The organism is Rhizobium sp. AP16 (genome assembly GCF_000281735.1).
GTDB lineage: Bacteria > Pseudomonadota > Alphaproteobacteria > Rhizobiales > Rhizobiaceae > Rhizobium > Rhizobium rhizogenes.
The window spans coordinates 151,929-171,113 of sequence record NZ_AJVM01000073.1 but is presented as its reverse complement, the minus strand read 5'-3'; the positions used below and the strand labels follow the sequence as shown (position 1 = coordinate 171,113).

Here is a 19,185-nt window from a genome sequence, read left to right as displayed (position 1 = left end):
GCCGGTGTGGGGTCAAGCCACTCTCGCGCAAGCTTCGCCTTCTATTGATCGGTTCGAATAGGGCAGACGGTTCAGCCGTTTGCCTCCTCTCATGAAGAGACGGAACCGGTCGATGGCACAACCACCCGCATTAGCGCTTCCCAAAGTCAATCCCAGCGTCCGTGATATCGGGTTTGCCCTCGGTATCATGGTCATCCTGTGTGTGCTGTTCCTGCCGATCCCGCCGTTCCTTATCGACATGGGCCTGGCTTTTTCGATCGCGCTCTCGGTATTGATCCTGATGGTGGCGCTGTGGATCAAGAAGCCGCTCGAATTCTCGTCCTTCCCGACCATCCTTCTGATCGCGACCATGATCCGTCTGTCGCTGAACATCGCGACGACGCGCGTCATTCTTTCGCATGGCTATGAAGGTCATGATGCGGCGGGCGGGGTCATTGCGGGCTTTGCCAGCCTAGTGATGTCCGGCGATTTCGTCATCGGTCTGATCGTCTTCCTGATCCTGATCACCATCAACTTCATCGTCATCACCAAGGGTGCGACGCGTATCGCCGAAGTCGGCGCGCGTTTCACCCTGGATGCCATTCCCGGCAAGCAGATGGCGATCGACGCCGATCTGTCGGCCGGCCTGATCGACGAGAAGGAAGCGCAGCGGCGGCGCAAGGAACTGGAGGAGGAAAGCTCCTTCTTCGGTGCCATGGACGGTGCCTCGAAATTCGTGCGTGGCGATGCCGTCGCCGGCTTGCTCATCACCTGCATCAACATCTTCGGCGGCATCATCATCGGTTATTTCCGCCACGGCATGCAGATCGGCCAGGCGGCGGATGTCTTCGTCAAGCTGTCCGTCGGCGACGGTCTGGTGTCGCAGATGCCGGCGCTCATCGTCTCGCTCGCCGCCGGCCTCCTCGTTTCGCGCGGCGGCACTGCCGGTTCCACCGATCAGGCTGTCATGGATCAGCTGAGCGGCTATCCGCGCGCGCTTGCGGTATCGGCGGTCCTCATGGGCATCCTGGCCGTCATGCCGGGTATGCCGTTCTTCCCCTTCATCACTCTCTGCGGCCTGTTGGCGTCGGGCGCATGGCTCATTCCGCGTCAGGTCGCAGCTGAAAACAAGCTTCTGCGCGACGCGGAAGAAAAGAAGGTGATGCAGACGAAGGAAATGGAAAAGGACTCGGTCAAGTCGGTCCTAAAAACCTCGGAAATCGAACTGGCGCTCGGCAAGATCGTTTCGACCCGCCTGCTCGGCGCCCATCAGGAGCTGGCCTTCCGCGTCGGCAAGATGCGCAAGAAATTCGCGACGCAATACGGTTTCGTCGTGCCGGAAATCAAGGTGACGGACGACATCGCCATTGCCGACAAGTCCTACCAGATCCGCATCCACGGTACGACGATCGCCTCCAATACTTTGCGTGTCGGCGAGGTGCTCGTCGTCACCGGCTCGGGCCGCAAGCCGACCGTTCCCGGCGACGAGATCCGCGAGCCCGCCTTCGGCATGCCCGCTGTCTCCGTCCTCGAAGCCTTCACCGACGATCTGAAGCGTGAAGGGTTCCAGCCGATCGACAATGTCTCCGTCGTGCTGACCCATATGAGCGAGGTTATCCGCAACAACCTGCCGGCGCTTCTCTCCTATAAGGACGTGAAGATCCTGATCGATCGCCTCGACCCCGAATACAAGAAGCTAGCCGACGAGATCTGCTCGTCGCACATGTCCTATTCCGGCCTGCAGGCGGTGCTCAAGCTCTTGCTCGCCGAGCGCGTCTCGATCCGCAACCTGCATCTCATTCTGGAAGCCGTGGCCGAACTCGCGCCGCATGTGCGCAAGACCGAACAGATCGTCGAGCATGTGCGCGTACGCATGGCGCAACAGCTCTGCGGCGATCTTGCGGATAATGGCGTGCTGCGCGTGCTGCGTCTCGGCAGCAAGTGGGACCTGATCTTCCATCAGGCGCTGAAGCGCGACCAGAAGGGCGAGATCGTCGAGTTCGACATCGATCCGCGCAGCCTGGAGGAGTTCAGCGAGCAGGCGGGCAAAGTTATCCGTGAATACATGGATCGCGGCATGCCCTTCGTCCTTGTCACGTCGCCGGAAACGCGCTCCTATGTGCGTATGATCATCGAACGCCTGTTCGCGACCCTTCCGGTCCTGTCGCATGTGGAACTGGCCAAGGGGATCGAGATCAAGATTCTAGGTTCCATTTCATGATATCCGATCCCCAGGGCACCATTCTGGCGTTGTTTCTCGCCTTCTGCCGCATCGGCGGCTGCGTCATGGTGCTTCCGGGGTTCTCGTCCGGCCGCGTGCCGCCACAGATCCGGCTATTGCTGGCAGCGGCGCTGTCGATGGCGATCCTGCCGCTGCTCTGGAACACGATCTATCCCGAGGTATCCAAGAGCAGCGCCACCTATATCAGCCTGATCTTCACCGAGACGGTGATCGGCCTGATGTACGGCATGATGGCGCGGCTCTACACACTCGGGCTGCAATTCGCCGGCACGGTCATTTCGATGTTGATCGGCTTCAACGCGCCGGGGGGCATGGACGTCATCGAGGATTCGAACGAGACGTCGCTCACCAGCCTGATCAGCTTCTGCGGGCTGATGATATTGTTCGTCCTGGATTTCCATCATTACGTGCTGCAGGCGCTGGTCGAGTCCTATTCGGTCATCCCCTTCGGTGGCCACGTCGATGTGCGCGCCTCGCTGATTTCGGTGACGGACACGCTGGCGACCACCACTTTCATCATGCTGCGGCTGGCGAGCCCCTTCCTGCTCTACGGCCTGATGTTCCAGATTTCGATCGGCTTCATCAACAAGCTCGCGCCGCAGATCCCGATCTACTTCATCTCCACGCCCTATCTGCTGATGGGCGGGCTTTTCATGCTTTATCTCAGTATCGCGGCCATGATCAGCCAGTTCTCCGGTGCTTTCCTCACCGTCTTCAACGGACATTAGCGAGATGGCGGAGAAGAGCCGGTCCGAAAAATTGAAGCGCCTTGTCGCTGTGCAGCGCCATCTGGAGCGGATCGCCGAAAACGAGCTCGCCGACACCACTCGCCAGCGCGCCGAGGTTAGCGATTCGATGGAAAGGGTGATCGGTGCGATCAGCTCGGCCGATCCGGTGCATGCGGTATTTTCGATGCAATATGCTCAGCGTTATGGACGCCTGACGCTCCGGGACCAGCAGCTCCAGGGCATCCAGGAACTGATCGAAATGAAGGTCCTGCAGGAGCGCACTAAGGCGGAGCGGCTGGAAGAGCATATGAAGGATGCCCGCGAGCTCGAAACGCGCGAGACGGACGACAATGCCGTCTACGACATCATCGATCAGCGCTTTGCGGATATTACGCCAGCCTCCAGCAAGGTTCAAAAACCATAATCATTAGGATCTTGGAGGAAATGGCGCGTCGTCGAGTCGCCCGCTTCCTCCAACCGTTCGATTCGGCATGATCCCGCTTGGAGGCTGCTTTGCGCGTCCAGGGATCAGGCGACAGTGAAAGGAAACGAGACGTGGCTATTTCGCCTCCGAGTGATTTGGTGCTGGATGTCGTCCAGGCCGCCAGTCCGACCGACGTTCAGGCCGCTCAGGAAAAGCTCGCGGCCAACAGGGCTGCCTTCGCCGCCACCAGCCTGGCGGAAAACGGCAATGGCTTCGGCTCGACCGTGGACGCGCTCAACAGCGCCGCGACCCAGGCTGGCCTCGCCAATGCCAGCACTCATACGGGGCCGACAAAAGTGCCGCAGGTCTATCGCAAGTTCGAGGCCATGGTGCTGCAGAACTTCGTGAAGAACATGCTGCCGAATAGCGAGACGCTCTACGGCAAGGGCTCCGCCGGCGAAATCTGGAAGGGCATGATGGCCGAGCAGATGGGCAATACGCTCGCAAAGAACGGCGGCGTCGGCATCGCCGAGAAAATGTATCAGGATGAGGTCTCCAAGATGCGCAACACCGGCGCCATCAACTCGGCGACCAACGAGAATGACAAGAAGATGGCGCTGAGCGCTGTCGCCGATTTTCAGCGCAAGACGCTCGCTGCGTCCGAGACCGATGGTGACGGCGATACCACCGTCACCAATCAAGACGCGTTGACATCCAAGAAAGCATGAGTTGGGGGAAGACATGGAAGTAATTTCGAACGACTACCGGATCAAGTCGGTCCTCGGACGCCTGGAAATGATCATCGACAACGAGAATAACCGGATCGGCAGCGATCCGGAATTCGATCTTAAGGTATCGAACGCTCACAAGAGCCGCTGCCTTTACGAACTGACGATGCTGTTTCGCGATACCAATCCGGCAGAGCTTGCCGTCACCCATATCGAGCAGCTGCATGGGCTCAAGAAGAAGCTGACCTTGAACGCGCGTCGCGTTGAAGCCCATCTCGAGGCTGTCCGCGCTGTCGCGGATATCCTGAAGAATGCCGTGCAGAACGCCGATGCGGACGGCACCTATTCGCAGGAGCAATTTCGTGTCCGCGAGGCCGGATGATCAAGCTCGTCCTCACCGGCCTATGGGTCTGCGTCGTGACATTGGCTTCGGTCTATTTCTCGGTGCAGACGGCGACGGCGCCCGCGACCAGTCCTGATGATGCCAAGAAGGCGCAGCAGGAATTCGTCAAGGGCGAAGCGATCAACGTGCCCGTCATCGCCAACGGCCAGGTGACCGGCTATTTTCTCACCCGCATCTCCTTTATGATGGATAAGGGTAAGGCGAGTGCGCTGCAGCCGCCGCTGGCGGCGCTGACGACCGACGAGCTTTATTCGCTGCTGGTGGGCAACAAGGCGATTGACATCGCCCATGTCGAAACCTTCAACGTCGCCGCCTTTCGCGACGAGATCAAAAAGAGCATGAACGAGCGGCTCGGCGGCGACTATGTCGGCGATGTACTGGTCGAACAGCTCGATTATCTCTCGAAGAACGAAATCGGTAACGGCGAGGGTTCCGGCAAGAGAACCGCCAAGCCCGTGAAGATCGTCCAGGGCGATTCAGCATCGGACGCACCGCCGAAGCCGGCGCATTAGCTTTATTCGAGGCCATTGATCCGGTCGCTCCATTTCAGGGGCGGCTGTACTCATCGTCCGGCCGAAACAGCATTAATGAAACCTTGCTTTTCCTCCGCAATTGCAATCGATTTCTCTAACGGAAGCTTGGGGCGGCCTTGTTATAAGCTCCTCTAGCGACGTTTCTGATGTCTTCCAACCGGCAGGTAGGCGAGATCTGCGTCGCAAATTTTGCCGGCGCCGGGTCCGTCGAGCGTTCGAGGCAGGAGGTCCTGGGTGAATCTGGTCGCAAATTTTGCCGTGCACGCATCGCGTCGAATGATTTTCGACCTGCCGGTCTGCGATCTCGGTTGGGAAGATACGCTCGCCTTTATCAACGAACTGGCCTCCCATCCCACCGGCCAGACCGTGATCTCCTTCGTCAATGCCCACAACATGCTGATGATGCTGCGCGACGACGACTATCGTGACGTCCTGGCGCAAAATCTGGTTCTGCCCGATGGCGTCGGCCTGGATATCGCCTCGCGGATTGCCCATGGCGATCCCTTTCCCGCCAATCTGAACGGCACCGATTTCGTACCGGCGCTATTGACCTTCATGGATCGGCCGAAGCGCATCGGCCTCGTCGGCGGCCGCCGCCATGTCATCGAGAAGGCTGCTGAAAATTTCCGCAAGCACGCGCCCTGGCATGAATTCATCGTCATCGCCGACGGCTTTTTCGGCGAGGCGGGGAACGATCTGGTGACAGCGGAGATCAGCCGCCGACAGATCGACGTGCTGATCGTCGGCATGGGAACGCCGCTGCAGGAAAAATGGGTTGCCGAGCATATCAAGCCGCAGCATGCCCGGCTGGTGATGACGGTCGGTGCCCTGTTCGATTTCGTCTCCGGTACCGTGCCGCGCGCGCCTGCCCTGGTGCGCGCCACGCGCTTCGAATGGGCCTATCGTCTGGCACAGGAGCCGGGCCGGCTGTGGCGGCGCTACATGCTCGGCGTGCCGCTCTTCCTCTATCAGGTCGTCCGGCACCAGTTCGGCCGCAAGCAGCGCATCCTGCGTGCCGGTGAGCCGGCTGATCCCCTTTCGGGCGGTTGTTAACCTTTTCTTCGCTATGAAAATTTAGAATGGGTTAACCATCTGCATCGGTTGCTGACCGTGCGCGCGAGATAACCCGCCATGTTCGAAAACAAGGCCAGGACCAGACCTCATCGTGTCGAGACGGAAGCCCTGGAGGCTTCCGGCGAAGCGGTCCGTCATGCCTATCTCGACCGTGGCGAGGATGGCTATCTGATTGCGGCCAATCTCCAGCCCGCCGATCGCCATGCGATGAGCGATGCTCAGCTGCTGACGATCATCCAGAAGATGCTGGACGGCGACCCCTATCCGGTCTCGGGGCAGGCCAAATCCCTGGCTGTGGAAGCCGAACAGCCGCAGCCGTTGCCCGACCGCATTCGCGATATCCTGAGAAACCGCCCGGCCGTCGATGAAGCAATCGCGGACGGCGAGCCGGCGCCGGCTGCCTATGACCCTCCTCTCGCCCTTCATGTGGATGACGCAGCGGTTCCTCTGTCTTCTCCCATGGCCATTCCGGCAGTCGCGCCTGCGCCGCCGCGCCGCCGGGCATTCGGGCTCGGTTCCATCGCTTTTGTCGTCGCCGCTTCGCTGGTCGGTGCTTTCGTTCCGACGATGCTGGCCTCGCCGCCACGCTATGCCTCGCAGGCTGTCCTGCGGGTGGAGGGGCAGGGGTTCCTGGACGTAGCCACCAAACGTATCGTCGCTCCGTCCCTGCTTTCCGATCTCGTCGCCAGATTGAAGCTGGACCGTGATCCGGAGTTTACCGGCGGCCATGCAGGTGCTTTCGGTGTTGCCATGGACTTGCTGTCCGGCAATGGCAACGCCTCCGACGCGCCGTCTCGCGCGCAGGCCACTCTTCGCAACGACATCGCCGTCACCGCCGATGCGCAGAGCGGTACCTTGCATCTCACGGTCACCACCGGCAATCCAACGAGGGCGGCCGAGATCGCCAATCGTCTGGCCGATGCGACAATCTATGATGCCATGGTTGCACAAGGCGTGGGTCTCACCGGCAAAAGCAATACCCCGGCAGATCGGAGCCTCAAAAACCTCGAGCAGGCAAAGGCCGCGCTGGCCGATTTTAAGGCGCAATACGGCGACGACAAGATCGCGGCGGCTTTGGATCTCCAAGCACAGCGGCAGCGGCTGGATGGCGAGATCAAAGCCTCCGAGACCGCAGTGTTGAGCGCCAAAGGCCGTGCATCGGCCGCCAGATCCGCGACCCCCGCCACTGTCATGAGTGGCGCGCTTCCGGGCGATCTGTCGTCCGCCGGTCTCGATGATCTGCGCAGCCGCTACAGCGCCGCAAAGATCGTCCTGTCTCAGCTTTCCACGCAGCTCGGCCCACGGCATCCCCGCTTGCTGGCGCAGCAGGCAACGGTCGATAGTCTTGCCGGCGACATCCGCAATCAATTGCAGCGTCTGGTCGCCAGCAGCGATGCGGCCCTGAAGACGGCGCTTGAGGATCAAGCAAAGCTTACCGCGCGGATGAGTGCCCTCGGTCAAAAGACCGTCGACGTCGATATGGCGCGGCTCGCCCAACTGCAGGACGATGTGGTGGCGGCACAAAGCCGCTATGATGCCGACCTGCAAAGCGTCGATGCTACTCCACCCGAGGTCGCGCCGCCGGTCACCGTCCTTGCCCCGGCCACGGCCGCAAAGGCGCCGCTCGATGACGATCTTGCCGGCAGCCAGATCGCGGGTTTCCTGATCGGTCTCGGCGTAGCACTTTGCCTGGTTTTCCTCAGGAAATGGGTCGGCGGGGAGCTGCTTTTCGATCCCGAAGCCGATTCGGTCTCAGACTTCCCGGAACCGCACCTCGACGAGGCCATTCCCGTAGCCGATGATTATCCCATCGTCACCGACGAACTCACGCAGATCCAGCGGGAATTGGCGCTGCTGCGTGCGAAGGTGCAAACTTATGCCGCACACCGGCGGACCGGGCGCGGCTGATTTCTCCTTGCAATTACCGCTTTCAGATATCATAGGGCGTTCGTAGGCAAATCTGCCGGGCCGACGGCTTGTAGATTGCCGCCGAACTATATCGGGAGAGACGCGTGACGACTGTGATCGACGGCAAGCAGGTGGCGGCTTCGGTGATCGAGGCGGTGAAGACGGCAACGTCTGCGCTGGAAAGAGATACCGGAACGAAGGCCGGTCTTGCGGTGGTGATCGTCGGGGATGATCCAGCCAGCCACAGCTATGTGACTTCGAAGAGCAGGATGGCCAAGGAGTGCGGCTTCAAGTCCATCCAGCACACGCTGCCGGCCGAGACGACGCAAGAGGAACTGGCAAAGCTGGTGCAGTCGCTGAATGAAGACCCATCCATCCATGGCATCCTGGTGCAGCTGCCTTTGCCGAAGCATCTGAACTCGGAGCCGATCATCCAGTCGATCCGGCCGGAAAAGGATGTCGACGGACTGCATGTGGTCAATGCCGGCAAGCTTGCCACCGGCGATCTGGCAACCGGTCTGATCTCCTGCACGCCGGCCGGTGCCATGCTTTTGGTCCGCCGCATCCACGGTGAGGACCTGTCGGGTCTGAACGCCGTGGTCATCGGCCGTTCCAACCTGTTCGGCAAGCCGATGGCGCAGCTTCTCCTCAACGCTAATGCGACGGTGACGACGGCACACTCAAGGACGAGGGATCTGCCGACCATCGCCCGCACGGCCGATATTCTGGTGGCGGCTGTCGGCCAGCCGCAGATGGTGAAGGCGGACTGGATCAAGCCGGGCGCGACGGTGATCGATGTCGGCGTCAACCGCATTGCGGCTCCTGAGCGCGGCGAGGGCAAGACGCGGCTGGTTGGCGATGTCGCCTTTACTGAAGCCTCCGACGTTGCTGCTGTGATCACACCGGTTCCGGGCGGTGTCGGGCCGATGACCATCGCCATGCTGATGGCCAATACCGTCATTGCCGCGTATCGGGCAGCCGGCAAGAGTGCGCCGAAATTCTGATTTGAACTATTCGGCCGGCGCCACGCCGGTCGAGGCTCGAACGATCAGTTCGGTCTTCCAAAGCTCCTGTTCGGGGAATGTCTCCGTATGCTTGATCCCGGCGATCAGCCGCTCGGCAATGCGTACGCCGGCGGCGCGCAGCGACGAGCGCGTGGTCGTCAGCGGCACGGTGAAATTCTCTGGTTTCAGAAGCGTCAGCACGTCGTCATGGGCAATCAGCGAGATATCCTCGCCGAGCTTCAGTTTTGCCTGGTTGATGGCGCGCACCGCGCCCAGCGCCAGCACGGTACTGGAGCAAAGAATGGCGGTCGGCCGCTTGTCGAGTTGCAGAATGCGCTCCATGACGAGCAGGCCCTGCTCATCGGTCATTGCCGTATGGCTGATACAGGCTTCGTCCAGCGCCAGCCCGCGCTCGGCAAGGGCGGCGTCCACGCCGCTTTTACGCCGGATCGCAAAATCGAGATACATGGGGCCGTTCAGCAGCGCGAAACGCCTGTGACCAAGCTGTAGCAGCAGCTTGGTGGCGTCGTAGAAGGCCGCTTCGTTATCGATGTCGAGAAAGGGGTAGTCCGGTTCCGAGCCGATGGATCGTCCATGCACGAGAAAGGGCATGGAGAGCGATTTCAGCATGTCGAGGCGAGGATCGTGGCCGCGCATATAGTTGACGAACAGGGCGTCGACATTGCCGCTGACGGCAAGCCGCTTCAATGCGCCGACCTCGTCGTTCGGATCGGCGGGCGTCACGACGAAATGGAAATCGTGCCGCAGCGCCTCTTCGCCAAGCCCGGTCAGGAACTCGCCGAAATGCAGGTCGGTGGGGTTGCCTGGTGCGGTTGGCATGACCAGGCCGATCGAGCCGGCCTTGCCGGTTGCCAGCCGTTGCGCTGCCTTGTTGGGCCGATAACCCGTTTCCTGAACCGCCTTGAGCACGCGCTCACGGGTCTCGCGGTTGACTTCCGGATACCCATTCAGCGCGCGGCTGACCGTGGTCTGCGACAGGCCGAGCATTTGCGATAGCTGCTTCAGATTCACTTGATTTGGCTCCTCCATCTCCCCCGCCGCGATGACGCCCAAATCCCTCCCGCCAGGCGACCGGCTTCCAAAGCGCTTTTAACTATGTAGCAAGACACGCATTTGAAACAAGACAAATAGCAAAATATTGCCATCCATTTCATGCTGCAACGCGAGATATGCTGTGCATTGCGGCCAAATACGCAAAATCGCTTGACTCCGCGTCGGCTGCAATGGGATGAGTGAGTAGCCAAAGCGCTTTGAGAAAATGAGCGCACAGCACGCGGGATGTGCTCGGCTCGTAAGATTTGTATTTGGGAGGACAACCACATGAAGAAGTTGTTTTTGATGACAGTTGCCGCTGCCGCCCTGGCGGCCGGAACGGCGATGTCGGCCGATCTGAAATTCCAGCCCGGTCAGGATGCGAAGTTCAACTGGAAGAGCTATGACGACTTCAAGTCCGCCCACGCGGATCTGAAGGGCGAGACGCTGACCATCTTCGGTCCTTGGCGTGGCGAGGATGAAGCACTCTTCACCAGCGTTCTGAATTATTTCACCGAGGCGACCGGCGCGAACGTAAAATATTCATCTTCGGAAAACTATGAGCAGCAGATCGTCATCGACACCCAGGCCGGCTCGCCGCCGAACGTCGCGATCCTGCCGCAGCCGGGTTTGCTCGCCAACCTCGCCAGCAAGGGTTATCTGGCGCCGCTCGGTGACGATCTGGCCTCCTGGGTCAAGACAAACTACGGCGCCGGCGATAGCTGGGTCGGTTATGGCACCTATAAGGGCAAGGATGGCAAGGATGCCTTCTATGCCTTCCCGTACAAGGCCGACTTGAAGTCGCTCGTCTGGTACGTGCCGGAAAACTTCGAGGAAGCCGGTTACAAGGTCCCCACCACCATGGAAGACCTGTTCAAGCTCTCCGACCAGATCGTCAAGGACGGCGGCACCCCCTGGTGCATCGGCCTCGGTTCGGGCGGCGCCACCGGCTGGCCGGCGACCGACTGGGTCGAAGACCTGATGCTGCGTACCGTATCGCCGCAGGATTATGACGGCTGGGTCGATAACAGCCTGAAGTTCAACGATCCGAAGGTGGTCAACGCCATCGACGAATTCGGCAAGTTTGCCAAGAATGCCAAATACGTGAACGGTGGTGTCGCCGCCGTCGCCTCGACCGACTTCCGCGATAGCCCGAAGGGCCTCTTCGCGGTTCCGCCGAAGTGCTATCTGCATAAGCAGGCCTCCTTCATTCCGTCCTTCTTCCCGGAGGGCACGAAGCTCGGCCAGGATGCGGACTTCTTCTACTTCCCGCCCTATGCAGCGCATCCGGAGCTCGGCAAGCCGGTTCTCGGTGCCGGCACGCTGGCGGCGATCACCAAGGACTCGAAGGCTGCGCGCGCCTTCATCCAGTTCCTGCAGACGCCGATCGCCCAGGAAGTCTGGATGGCGCAGTCCGGCTTCCTGACTCCGTATAAGGGCGTCAACACGGCCACCTACGCCAACGATACGATGAAGAAGGAAGGCGAACTGCTGACGACCGCCACGACCTTCCGCTTCGACGGTTCCGACCTGATGCCGGGCAAGATCGGTGCGGGCGCGTTCTGGACCGGCATGGTGGACTTCGTCGGCGGCAAGTCGGCGCAGGACTCGGCTGACGCGATCCAGAAGGCTTGGGACGGCATCAAGTAGTCTGACATTGCGCAAAGGCATCGCCGGTATCTCTCGGCGATGCCGATCTGCCTTGCGACGATCGGTGCCCTGGAGAGCGCCGACGATGCCGGGCGGATGGCTTCGAGCAAGCAAAAAAATCGGGAGGGAAAGATGATTTCGCAGATCCTGTCGGCGGTCGGAGCCATGATATTCGGCGTTGCCGTCTGTGCCGCGTATTTTCTGTTTTCCAACAAGTTGCTGGACCTGATTTTCCCGGCAAAAGAGGGTGACGATGTCCACCGGGTCGCAGTCAATCTGCGTCGTCGCGGACTGATCCGTCCCTGGCTTTTCCTCGGGCCGGCACTCCTGCTGCTTGCCGTCTATCTGGTCTATCCGGTGGTCGCGACCTTCATCCTGTCCTTCTATGGTCCTGACGGCAGTAAGTTCGTCGGTGCAGCCAACTATGTCTGGGCCTTCAACGACACGGAATTCCGCCAGTCGATCTTCAACAACATCCTGTGGCTTGCCGTCGTGCCGGCTGCCTGCACCTTCTTCGGCCTGGTGATCGCCGTGATGACCGACCGCATCTGGTGGGGCAACATCGCCAAGGCGGTCATCTTCATGCCGATGGCGATCTCCTTTGTCGGCGCGTCGGTCATCTGGAAATTCATCTACGAGTATCGCGGCGGCACCGACACGCAGATCGGCCTCCTGAACGCGGTCGTGCAGCTTTTCGGCGGCACGCCGGAAGTCTGGATCACCATCCCCTTCTGGAACAATTTCTTCCTGATGGTCATGCTGATCTGGATCCAGACCGGCTTTGCCATGGTCATTCTGTCGGCGGCGTTGCGCGGCATTTCCGAGGAAACCATCGAAGCGGCCGTCATCGATGGCGCCAATGGCTGGCAGATCTTCTGGAAGATCATGGTGCCGCAGGTCTGGGGCACGATCGCCACCGTCTGGACCACGATCACCATCCTCGTCCTCAAGGTGTTCGACATCGTGCTGACCATGACCAACGGCCAGTGGAACACGATGGTTCTGGCAAATCTGATGTTCAACTGGATGTTCCGCGGCGGCGGCGATTCCGGCCGCAGTGCCGTGATCGCGCTTGTCATTATGGCGGCGGTGACGCCGATTATGATCTGGAACATCCGTCGTGCGAACGCCGAAACGAAGGGGCGCTGACATGATTGGAAACCTCGGCCGCATCGGCCCCGCCCGCCTCTTCGTTCACTTCTGTGTTCTGGTCATCGTCCTTCTCTGGCTGCTGCCGACGCTCGGCATCTTCGTCACCGCGCTCCGCGACAAGGACCAGATCGTCGTCTCCGGCTGGTGGACGGGTTTCTCTGGCTCATCGCAGACGGCGGCAGTGCGCCTGGCCGGCCCCGACAAGGCGGTGCAGGATGGCCCCAATTACGTCATCGCCGGTACGGTTGCCGGCGAAGGCAATAGCGGTAACGGCAGGATCGAAGCCTTCGGTATGCGCGTACAGGAACCGGCGGCTTACAAGGTCGGCTCGGCCGCCGACCTCGGCAATGGCGAGACGCTCATCGTCAATGCCGACGGCAGCTACCGCTACCAGAAGAACGGGGCTTTCGAGGCGGATGCGCGCGCCAAGCGCATCTATCTGACCATCGCCACACCGCCGCAATTCACCCTGGAGAATTATCGCAACGTTCTGACGGGCGAGGGCGTCGGCCAGTCCTTCATCAATTCGCTGACGGTTACCATTCCGGCGACGGTTATCCCGATCCTGATCGCGGCTTTCGCGGCCTATGCGCTCGCCTGGATGGAGTTTCCCGGCCGCGCGCTGCTGATCGCACTTGTGGTCGGCCTCATCGTCGTGCCGTTGCAGATGTCGCTGATCCCGTTGCTGCGCATCTATAACGAGATCGGCCAGATGTTCGGCGTGCCGTCGAAGACCTATCCCGGCATCTGGATGGCGCATACGGCCTTCGGTCTGCCGCTCGCCATCTATCTTCTGCGCAATTATATCGCCGGCCTGCCGAAGGAGATCATCGAATCCGCCCGCGTCGACGGCGCCAGCGACTTCGACATCTTCGTCAAGATCATCCTGCCGCTATCCTTCCCGGCGCTCGCCTCCTTCGCGATCTTCCAGTTCCTCTGGGTCTGGAACGACCTTCTGATCGCCATGGTGTTCCTCGGCACCGACAAGGATCACCTGGTTCTCACTGCCGCCTTGAACGCGCTGCTCGGCTCGCGCGGCGGCAATTGGGAGATCCTGACGGCCTCGGCCTTCGTCACCATTCTGATCCCGCTCCTCGTCTTCTTCGGTCTGCAGCGCTACCTCGTGCGTGGTCTGCTCTCCGGGTCGGTGAAGGGGGGCTGATCAAAGACCTCAGCTTAAGTATTCATACAGGACCTATACAGAATGAGCATTGCCTCTCAATCGATTGCGACCGTGGACAAGGACTGGTGGCGGGGAGCCGTGATCTATCAGATCTATCCGCGCTCCTATCAGGACTCCAATGGCGACGGTATCGGCGACCTCAAGGGCATTGCCGCCCGTCTGCCGCATGTCGCGGCCCTCGGCGTCGACGCAATCTGGATTTCGCCGTTCTTCACCTCGCCGATGCGCGATTTCGGCTACGATGTTTCCGATTACGAGGATGTCGATCCGATCTTCGGCACGCTTGCCGATTTCGATGTGATGATGAGCGAGGCGCATCGTCTCGGTATCAAGGTGATGATCGACCTGGTGCTGTCGCACAGCTCCGACCGCCACCCCTGGTTCGTCGAGAGCCGTTCCAGCAAGGACAATCCCAAGGCCGACTGGTATGTCTGGACCGATGCCAAGCCGGACGGTACGCCGCCCAACAACTGGCTGTCGATCTTCGGCGGCTCGGCATGGGCGTGGGATCCGACCCGTATGCAGTACTATATGCATAACTTCCTGACTTCGCAGCCGGACATGAACCTGCATAATCCTGAAGTGCAGGATCGTCTGCTCAATGTCGTGCGCTTCTGGCTGGATCGCGGCGTCGACGGTTTCCGCCTCGACACCATCAATTTCTATTTCCACGACAGGGAACTGCGCGACAACCCGGCGCTCGAGCCGGCGCGCCGCAACGCTTCGACCGCACCGGCGGTCAATCCGTATAATTTCCAGGAGCATCTCTACGACAAGAACCGTCCGGAGAACCTGGCATTCCTGAAGCGCTTCCGCGCCGTGCTCGATGAATACCCGGCAATCGCCGCTGTCGGCGAAGTCGGCGACAGTCAGCGCGGCCTTGAGATCGTCGGCGAATATACCGCCGGCGATGATAAGATGCATATGTGCTACGCCTTCGAGTTCCTGTCGCCGGATGCGCTGTCGCCGGACCGTGTCGAAGAGGTCATGGACGATTTCGGCGCGGCTGCGCCGGACGGCTGGGCATGCTGGGCGTTCTCGAACCATGATGTGGTGCGCCATGTCAGCCGCTGGGGCAACTTGGTTGCCGACCGCGATGCCTTCGCCAAGCAATATGCGGCCCTGCTTCTGACGTTGCGCGGCTCGGTCTGCATCTATCAGGGCGAGGAACTCGGCCTGACGGAAGCCGAGCTCTCCTATCAAGATCTGCAGGATCCCTACGGTATCCAGTTCTGGCCGGAATTCAAGGGCCGTGACGGTTGCCGCACGCCGATGGTCTGGGACAGCCAGATGGCGCAGGGCGGCTTCTCGACGGTGAAGCCCTGGCTGCCGGTGCCGGTGGAACACATTCTGCGCGCCGTCAGCGTGCAGCAGGGCGACGAGAATTCGGTGCTGGAGCAGTACCGCCGTTTCCTGGCCTTCCGAAAGCAGCATCCGGCCTTTGCCAAGGGCGAGATTGCTTTCGTCGAGCCGCAGGACGACGTGCTGATCTATACGCGCCGCCATGACGACGAGACCATTCTCTGCGTCTTCAACATGAGCGCCACGGAGGCGGCCGCGGCCCTGCCCGAGGGGAACTGGCAGGCCCTGACCGGCCATGGTTTTGCAAGCAACAATTACGGCAACAAGATCGATATTCCGGCCTGGGGCGCTTATTTCGCGCGTCTGGCCTGAGTGCCTGGGAGGAGGGCAGAGATGACGGGACTGGTTCTAAAGGACATCCGTAAGTCATACGGAAGCGTGCACGTCCTGCACGGCATCGATCTGGAGATCCAGCAAGGCGAGTTCATCGTCTTCGTTGGACCCTCCGGATGCGGCAAATCCACCTTGTTGCGCATGATCGCCGGTCTGGAGAGCATCACCGCCGGCGACATGCTCATCGCGGGGCAGAAGGTCAACGAAGTGCCGCCCTCCAGGCGCGGCATCGCGATGGTCTTCCAGTCCTATGCCCTCTATCCGCATATGACGGTCTACGACAACATGGCCTTCGGCATGCGGATCGCCAAGGAAAACAAGAAGGAGATCGACCGCCGCGTTCGCGCTGCGGCGGCGAGCCTTCAGCTGACGCAATATCTCGAGCGCCTGCCCAAGGCACTTTCGGGCGGCCAGCGCCAGCGCGTTGCCATTGGCCGCGCCATCTGCCGCAACCCGAAGGTCTTCCTCTTCGACGAGCCGTTGTCGAACCTCGATGCGGCCTTGCGCGTCGCGACCCGCATCGAAATCGCCAAGCTCAGCGAATCCATGCCCGAGACCACGATGATTTACGTCACCCACGACCAGGTCGAAGCCATGACGCTTGCCGATCGCATCGTCGTGCTGTCGGCCGGCCGGGTCGAGCAGGTGGGCGCACCGCTTGAGCTTTACGAGCATCCGGCCAACCTCTTCGTCGCAAAGTTCATCGGCTCGCCGGCCATGAACATCATCCCGGCGACGATGACCGAGGCTGGCGAAAAGACGACGGTGAGGCTGACGGGCGGCAAGTCGGTGACCCTCGATATCTCGACGGTAGCCTCCGAGCGCGGCAAGACCGCGAGCTTCGGTGTTCGCCCGGAAGACCTGCGGGTCGCCACCGACGACAACTACCTCTTCGAAGGTGAGGTCTCTATCGTCGAAGCGCTTGGGGAAGTCACGCAGCTCTATATCGAGGGCCTGGTGGATGGCGAGCCGATCATCGTTAAGATCCCTGGTATCGCGGACGTCAAGCGCGGGCAGAAGATGCGCTTTGCGGCCGACCGGCAGAAGCTGCATCTCTTCGATGCCGAAGGCCATACCTATCGTAAGCAATAAGGCACCTTGCCAAGGGTGCAGCTGCGCTAGCCCGATCAAATTCATAAAATAAACGCAACTTGGGCTAGCGCTTCCAAACCTTCTGTTAAATACCCGCTGGTAGCGTGTGATCCGTAAGCTACTCTAGGGATTTACGGCAATGGCAGCTCGCGGCGCAGCGAATTCAGGCCAGCATTTTCTCAATAAGGAAGAGTCCTTCATGTACGACCGTGAGGTGCGGTACAGGATGCAGGACACGATGAACGCGGCACGGATCGAGTACACCCAAAAAGGCGTCATGAATCTGGCCTCGCGCCGTTGCGACATTATTCGCATCTCGCAGACCAGCGCGATTCTGGCGATCCTCACGCAGTTCAATCTGCCGAAGCAATTTTATCTCGACATCCCCGATGCCCGCATCAGCAAGATTGGCTGCGTGCTGATGAAGATCTTTTCCAACAATACGGTGGAGGTCCGCTTCCTACGGCTGCTGTCGGAGAAGGAGATGAACAAGATCTTCGTCTACAGCACGCATCCGGCGCATCGCGACCGCGTGCTCGATATCCGCGCCTGATCAAAGTCAGCTAGAGGCGTCCAAGCGGTATTCGGTCGGTCAGACCGCCGTCCGGAATTTTCTGAGCGCGTCCTCAAGATAACCCATCAGTGGGTGTTGGCCATCCTCCTGAAGCCATTTGTTGACGGCAAGGCGAAGGGGGCTCACCGATATCATGGAAATCAGCCGTAGTTCGTCACGATCCATAGCTGGAAACAGCTCGCATAGGCTCTCGTAGACGGCCTGTTCAAGTCCCAGATAGTCGCTACGCGTGCGGACACGCAACGCATCGCTTTGTCGCAGCAGTCGGGCAACTGCGAGGAGCTGGGAGGTCTGGACACGTTCAATGAGCTTGCGCAGCGCCTGATGCACGATCTCAAGCGGTCGCCCGGCCGATGCGCTCTCCAAGACCGACGTCTTGAGGGCTTCTATATAGCCGCGCTGATGCGCCAGAAGAATCTCGTTCTTGCTTTTGAAATAATAAAAGAAGGTCCGCCGGGAAATGCCGGCTGCGGCCGCGATCTCGTCGAGGGTCGTCTCCTGATAGCCTTTTGCAAGAAAGGATTTCATTCCGACATCCGCGATGCGTTGAAACGTCAAGCGGCGTTTTCGCTCGCGCAGGCCTTCCGGTTTTGAGGGGGCGTCATGCATTGAAATATTTTGTCATAAGTTGTCGCGACACACAAACCTGTCGGGACTTGCTCCCGGCTTTTTGCCACTTTCATTCCAGGTGAAATAATTCGTCCGTCTCGCTCGATGGTTGCCGCAAAGTTGCCAACATTAATTTTTACACCAAGTGTAATAATTAATGTTAACTCGAGATGCCTGAAGCAGGCAAAGGAGAACCGGTACGCCATGCCAGTCAACCCGATTTCCAATTGCGATACGACAGCAGTGCATGGTCCGATCCCCTCCAGAGCACGTCGAGCGGGACTGCTCGCCGTCTGGCCGACGGTCGCGTCTCTCAGTTTTATGGTTGCCGGCTGTGCGTCGGCACCCCTGGACCGCGCGGGTTCCCTGCGATCCTATGATGGACTGAAACAATCGGACGGGATGGTAACCCGCTCGCTTCTCAAGGTGAACAAGGATGAGATCCTTGCGGCGAAGACCGTAAAGATCATTCCGACCGCCTTTTCCATGCGGGCTGAAAGCGCTGCTTTCACGCCCGCGCAGCGAAACCTCGTCACCAATGCTGTTGATAGAACGCTTTGCTCGGGATTGAGCGAGCGCTTCGTCATCGTCGGCCTGTCGGAGCCGGCGGATTTGACCGTTCGTGCCGTGGTCACGCAGGTCAAGCCGACCAACACGACGGCGGTCGGCGCGTCGAAAGTGGCGTCGGTGGCGAAAAGCGTGCTGCTGCCGGGCGTGCCCGTTCCTGTTCCCCGGATCCCGATCGGAATGGGCAACCTGTCACTCGAGGCCGAGGCGATCGACGGTCAAGGCGCGCAGAAGGCGGTGATGATCTGGGGGCGCGGTGCGAACGCGTTTTTCGATTCGGGAACCGTCGCCAAGGAGGGGGATGCCTATAGCCTCGCCGCGAAGTTCGGCAGCGATTTTAGCAAGATGCTCGTCAAGGGCAGGACGCCGTTCGGAACAATGCCTTTTCCATCCCGGGCGAAGCTGGCAGGCCTCGTCGGGCGCGCGCCGAAATACGAGGCGTGCAAGGTGTTCGGAAAGTCGCCGGGCGTTGCCGGCTTCATCGGGGAACGGATAGGGCTTCCGCCAAAATGGACGGACAAAACTGCGCCGAACGCCTCGTAAGCATTTTACCCGCTTTCAGGCGATAGCGCCTGAAAGCGGGTAGG

General features: G+C 60.3%; 18 protein-coding genes. 16 read left to right on the top strand and 2 right to left on the bottom strand.

What is annotated here, in order from left to right; all coding sequences use genetic code 11:
* Positions 1-112: 112 nt before the first annotated feature.
* The 9 genes from flhA (at position 113) to folD (ending at position 9,023) form a co-directional block, all read left to right on the top strand.
* Positions 113-2,200, top strand: a complete 2,088-nt coding sequence (flhA, locus tag PMI03_RS25035) for a flagellar biosynthesis protein FlhA (RefSeq protein WP_007700172.1) — start codon at positions 113-115, stop codon at positions 2,198-2,200.
* Positions 2,197-2,949: a flagellar biosynthetic protein FliR gene (gene fliR, locus PMI03_RS25030; RefSeq protein WP_007700169.1), complete on the top strand. Its 753-nt coding sequence runs from the start codon at positions 2,197-2,199 to the stop codon at positions 2,947-2,949. Before flhA ends, fliR begins: the two co-directional genes overlap by 4 nt.
* Positions 2,950-2,953: 4 nt before the next feature.
* Entirely contained in the window at positions 2,954-3,373 is a 420-nt protein-coding gene (locus tag PMI03_RS25025) for a hypothetical protein (RefSeq protein WP_007700165.1), read from the top strand.
* 131 nt (positions 3,374-3,504) lie between these two features.
* Positions 3,505-4,101: a rod-binding protein gene (locus tag PMI03_RS25020; protein ID WP_007700161.1), complete on the top strand. Its 597-nt coding sequence runs from the start codon at positions 3,505-3,507 to the stop codon at positions 4,099-4,101.
* A 13-nt stretch (positions 4,102-4,114) separates the two neighbouring features.
* The gene (locus tag PMI03_RS25015) at positions 4,115-4,483 is read left to right on the top strand and encodes a hypothetical protein (RefSeq protein WP_007700153.1); all 369 of its coding nucleotides are present in this window, start codon (positions 4,115-4,117) and stop codon (positions 4,481-4,483) included.
* Entirely contained in the window at positions 4,480-5,016 is a 537-nt protein-coding gene (locus PMI03_RS25010) for a hypothetical protein (RefSeq protein ID WP_007700150.1), read from the top strand. The genes PMI03_RS25015 and PMI03_RS25010 overlap by 4 nt, the downstream gene beginning before the upstream one ends.
* 255 nt (positions 5,017-5,271) lie before the next feature.
* Positions 5,272-6,090: a WecB/TagA/CpsF family glycosyltransferase gene (locus PMI03_RS25005; protein ID WP_007700147.1), complete on the top strand. Its 819-nt coding sequence runs from the start codon at positions 5,272-5,274 to the stop codon at positions 6,088-6,090.
* Between the two features lie 78 nt (positions 6,091-6,168).
* Complete coding sequence (locus PMI03_RS25000; protein ID WP_007700143.1) at positions 6,169-8,019, top strand: succinoglycan biosynthesis protein ExoP; 1,851 nt, start codon at positions 6,169-6,171, stop codon at positions 8,017-8,019.
* A 104-nt stretch (positions 8,020-8,123) separates the two neighbouring features.
* Positions 8,124-9,023, top strand: coding sequence for a bifunctional methylenetetrahydrofolate dehydrogenase/methenyltetrahydrofolate cyclohydrolase FolD (folD, locus tag PMI03_RS24995; protein ID WP_007700140.1), 900 nt, complete (start codon positions 8,124-8,126; stop codon positions 9,021-9,023).
* Positions 9,024-9,029: 6 nt separating this feature from the next.
* Here the strand turns inward: folD and PMI03_RS24990 are convergent, their stop codons facing one another.
* Positions 9,030-10,055: a LacI family DNA-binding transcriptional regulator gene (locus tag PMI03_RS24990; protein WP_007700133.1), complete on the bottom strand. Its 1,026-nt coding sequence runs from the start codon at positions 10,053-10,055 to the stop codon at positions 9,030-9,032.
* Positions 10,056-10,364: 309 nt separating this feature from the next.
* Between PMI03_RS24990 and PMI03_RS24985 the strand changes: the two genes are divergently transcribed.
* The 6 genes from PMI03_RS24985 (at position 10,365) to PMI03_RS24960 (ending at position 17,401) form a co-directional block, all read left to right on the top strand.
* Positions 10,365-11,726 (top strand): ABC transporter substrate-binding protein, encoded by a 1,362-nt coding sequence (locus tag PMI03_RS24985; protein ID WP_007700130.1) that lies wholly within the window; start codon positions 10,365-10,367, stop codon positions 11,724-11,726.
* A 132-nt stretch (positions 11,727-11,858) separates the two neighbouring features.
* Complete coding sequence (locus tag PMI03_RS24980; protein WP_007700127.1) at positions 11,859-12,875, top strand: carbohydrate ABC transporter permease; 1,017 nt, start codon at positions 11,859-11,861, stop codon at positions 12,873-12,875.
* A gap of 1 nt (position 12,876) precedes the next feature.
* Positions 12,877-14,040, top strand: coding sequence for a carbohydrate ABC transporter permease (locus PMI03_RS24975; RefSeq protein WP_007700124.1), 1,164 nt, complete (start codon positions 12,877-12,879; stop codon positions 14,038-14,040).
* A gap of 42 nt (positions 14,041-14,082) precedes the next feature.
* Complete coding sequence (locus PMI03_RS24970; RefSeq protein WP_007700121.1) at positions 14,083-15,735, top strand: alpha-glucosidase family protein; 1,653 nt, start codon at positions 14,083-14,085, stop codon at positions 15,733-15,735.
* Between the two features lie 21 nt (positions 15,736-15,756).
* Complete coding sequence (locus tag PMI03_RS24965) at positions 15,757-16,848, top strand: ABC transporter ATP-binding protein (RefSeq protein ID WP_007700118.1); 1,092 nt, start codon at positions 15,757-15,759, stop codon at positions 16,846-16,848.
* A gap of 199 nt (positions 16,849-17,047) precedes the next feature.
* On the top strand, positions 17,048-17,401 hold the full coding sequence (locus tag PMI03_RS24960) for a hypothetical protein (protein ID WP_007700115.1): 354 nt from the start codon (positions 17,048-17,050) through the stop codon (positions 17,399-17,401).
* Positions 17,402-17,440: 39 nt separating this feature from the next.
* Here the strand turns inward: PMI03_RS24960 and PMI03_RS24955 are convergent, their stop codons facing one another.
* The gene (locus PMI03_RS24955; RefSeq protein WP_012650955.1) at positions 17,441-18,031 is read right to left on the bottom strand and encodes a TetR/AcrR family transcriptional regulator; all 591 of its coding nucleotides are present in this window, start codon (positions 18,029-18,031) and stop codon (positions 17,441-17,443) included.
* 204 nt (positions 18,032-18,235) lie between these two features.
* Here PMI03_RS24955 and PMI03_RS24950 point away from each other — a divergent pair, with 204 nt between their 5' ends.
* Positions 18,236-19,141 carry a DUF3313 domain-containing protein gene (locus PMI03_RS24950; protein ID WP_007700110.1) on the top strand — a complete coding sequence of 302 codons (906 nt, stop codon included), beginning with the start codon at positions 18,236-18,238 and terminating at the stop codon, positions 19,139-19,141.
* Positions 19,142-19,185: the final 44 nt, after the last annotated feature.

What these genes read in the sequence shown, in the direction of transcription:
- PMI03_RS25000 (WP_007700143.1), top strand. Translation starts at nt 6,169, where the DNA reads ATGTTCGAAAACAAGGCCAGGACCAGACCTCATCGTGTCGAGACGGAA.
- PMI03_RS25025 (WP_007700165.1), top strand. Translation starts at nt 2,954, where the DNA reads ATGGCGGAGAAGAGCCGGTCCGAAAAATTGAAGCGCCTTGTCGCTGTG.
- PMI03_RS24975 (WP_007700124.1), top strand. Translation starts at nt 12,877, where the DNA reads ATGATTGGAAACCTCGGCCGCATCGGCCCCGCCCGCCTCTTCGTTCAC.
- PMI03_RS24950 (WP_007700110.1), top strand. Translation starts at nt 18,236, where the DNA reads ATGCCAGTCAACCCGATTTCCAATTGCGATACGACAGCAGTGCATGGT.
- PMI03_RS24960 (WP_007700115.1), top strand. Translation starts at nt 17,048, where the DNA reads ATGTACGACCGTGAGGTGCGGTACAGGATGCAGGACACGATGAACGCG.
- PMI03_RS24985 (WP_007700130.1), top strand. Translation starts at nt 10,365, where the DNA reads ATGAAGAAGTTGTTTTTGATGACAGTTGCCGCTGCCGCCCTGGCGGCC.
- PMI03_RS24980 (WP_007700127.1), top strand. Translation starts at nt 11,859, where the DNA reads ATGATTTCGCAGATCCTGTCGGCGGTCGGAGCCATGATATTCGGCGTT.
- PMI03_RS24955 (WP_012650955.1), bottom strand. Translation starts at nt 18,031, where the DNA reads ATGCATGACGCCCCCTCAAAACCGGAAGGCCTGCGCGAGCGAAAACGC.
- PMI03_RS25010 (WP_007700150.1), top strand. Translation starts at nt 4,480, where the DNA reads ATGATCAAGCTCGTCCTCACCGGCCTATGGGTCTGCGTCGTGACATTG.
- PMI03_RS24965 (WP_007700118.1), top strand. Translation starts at nt 15,757, where the DNA reads ATGACGGGACTGGTTCTAAAGGACATCCGTAAGTCATACGGAAGCGTG.
- PMI03_RS24970 (WP_007700121.1), top strand. Translation starts at nt 14,083, where the DNA reads ATGAGCATTGCCTCTCAATCGATTGCGACCGTGGACAAGGACTGGTGG.
- PMI03_RS25015 (WP_007700153.1), top strand. Translation starts at nt 4,115, where the DNA reads ATGGAAGTAATTTCGAACGACTACCGGATCAAGTCGGTCCTCGGACGC.
- flhA (WP_007700172.1), top strand. Translation starts at nt 113, where the DNA reads ATGGCACAACCACCCGCATTAGCGCTTCCCAAAGTCAATCCCAGCGTC.
- fliR (WP_007700169.1), top strand. Translation starts at nt 2,197, where the DNA reads ATGATATCCGATCCCCAGGGCACCATTCTGGCGTTGTTTCTCGCCTTC.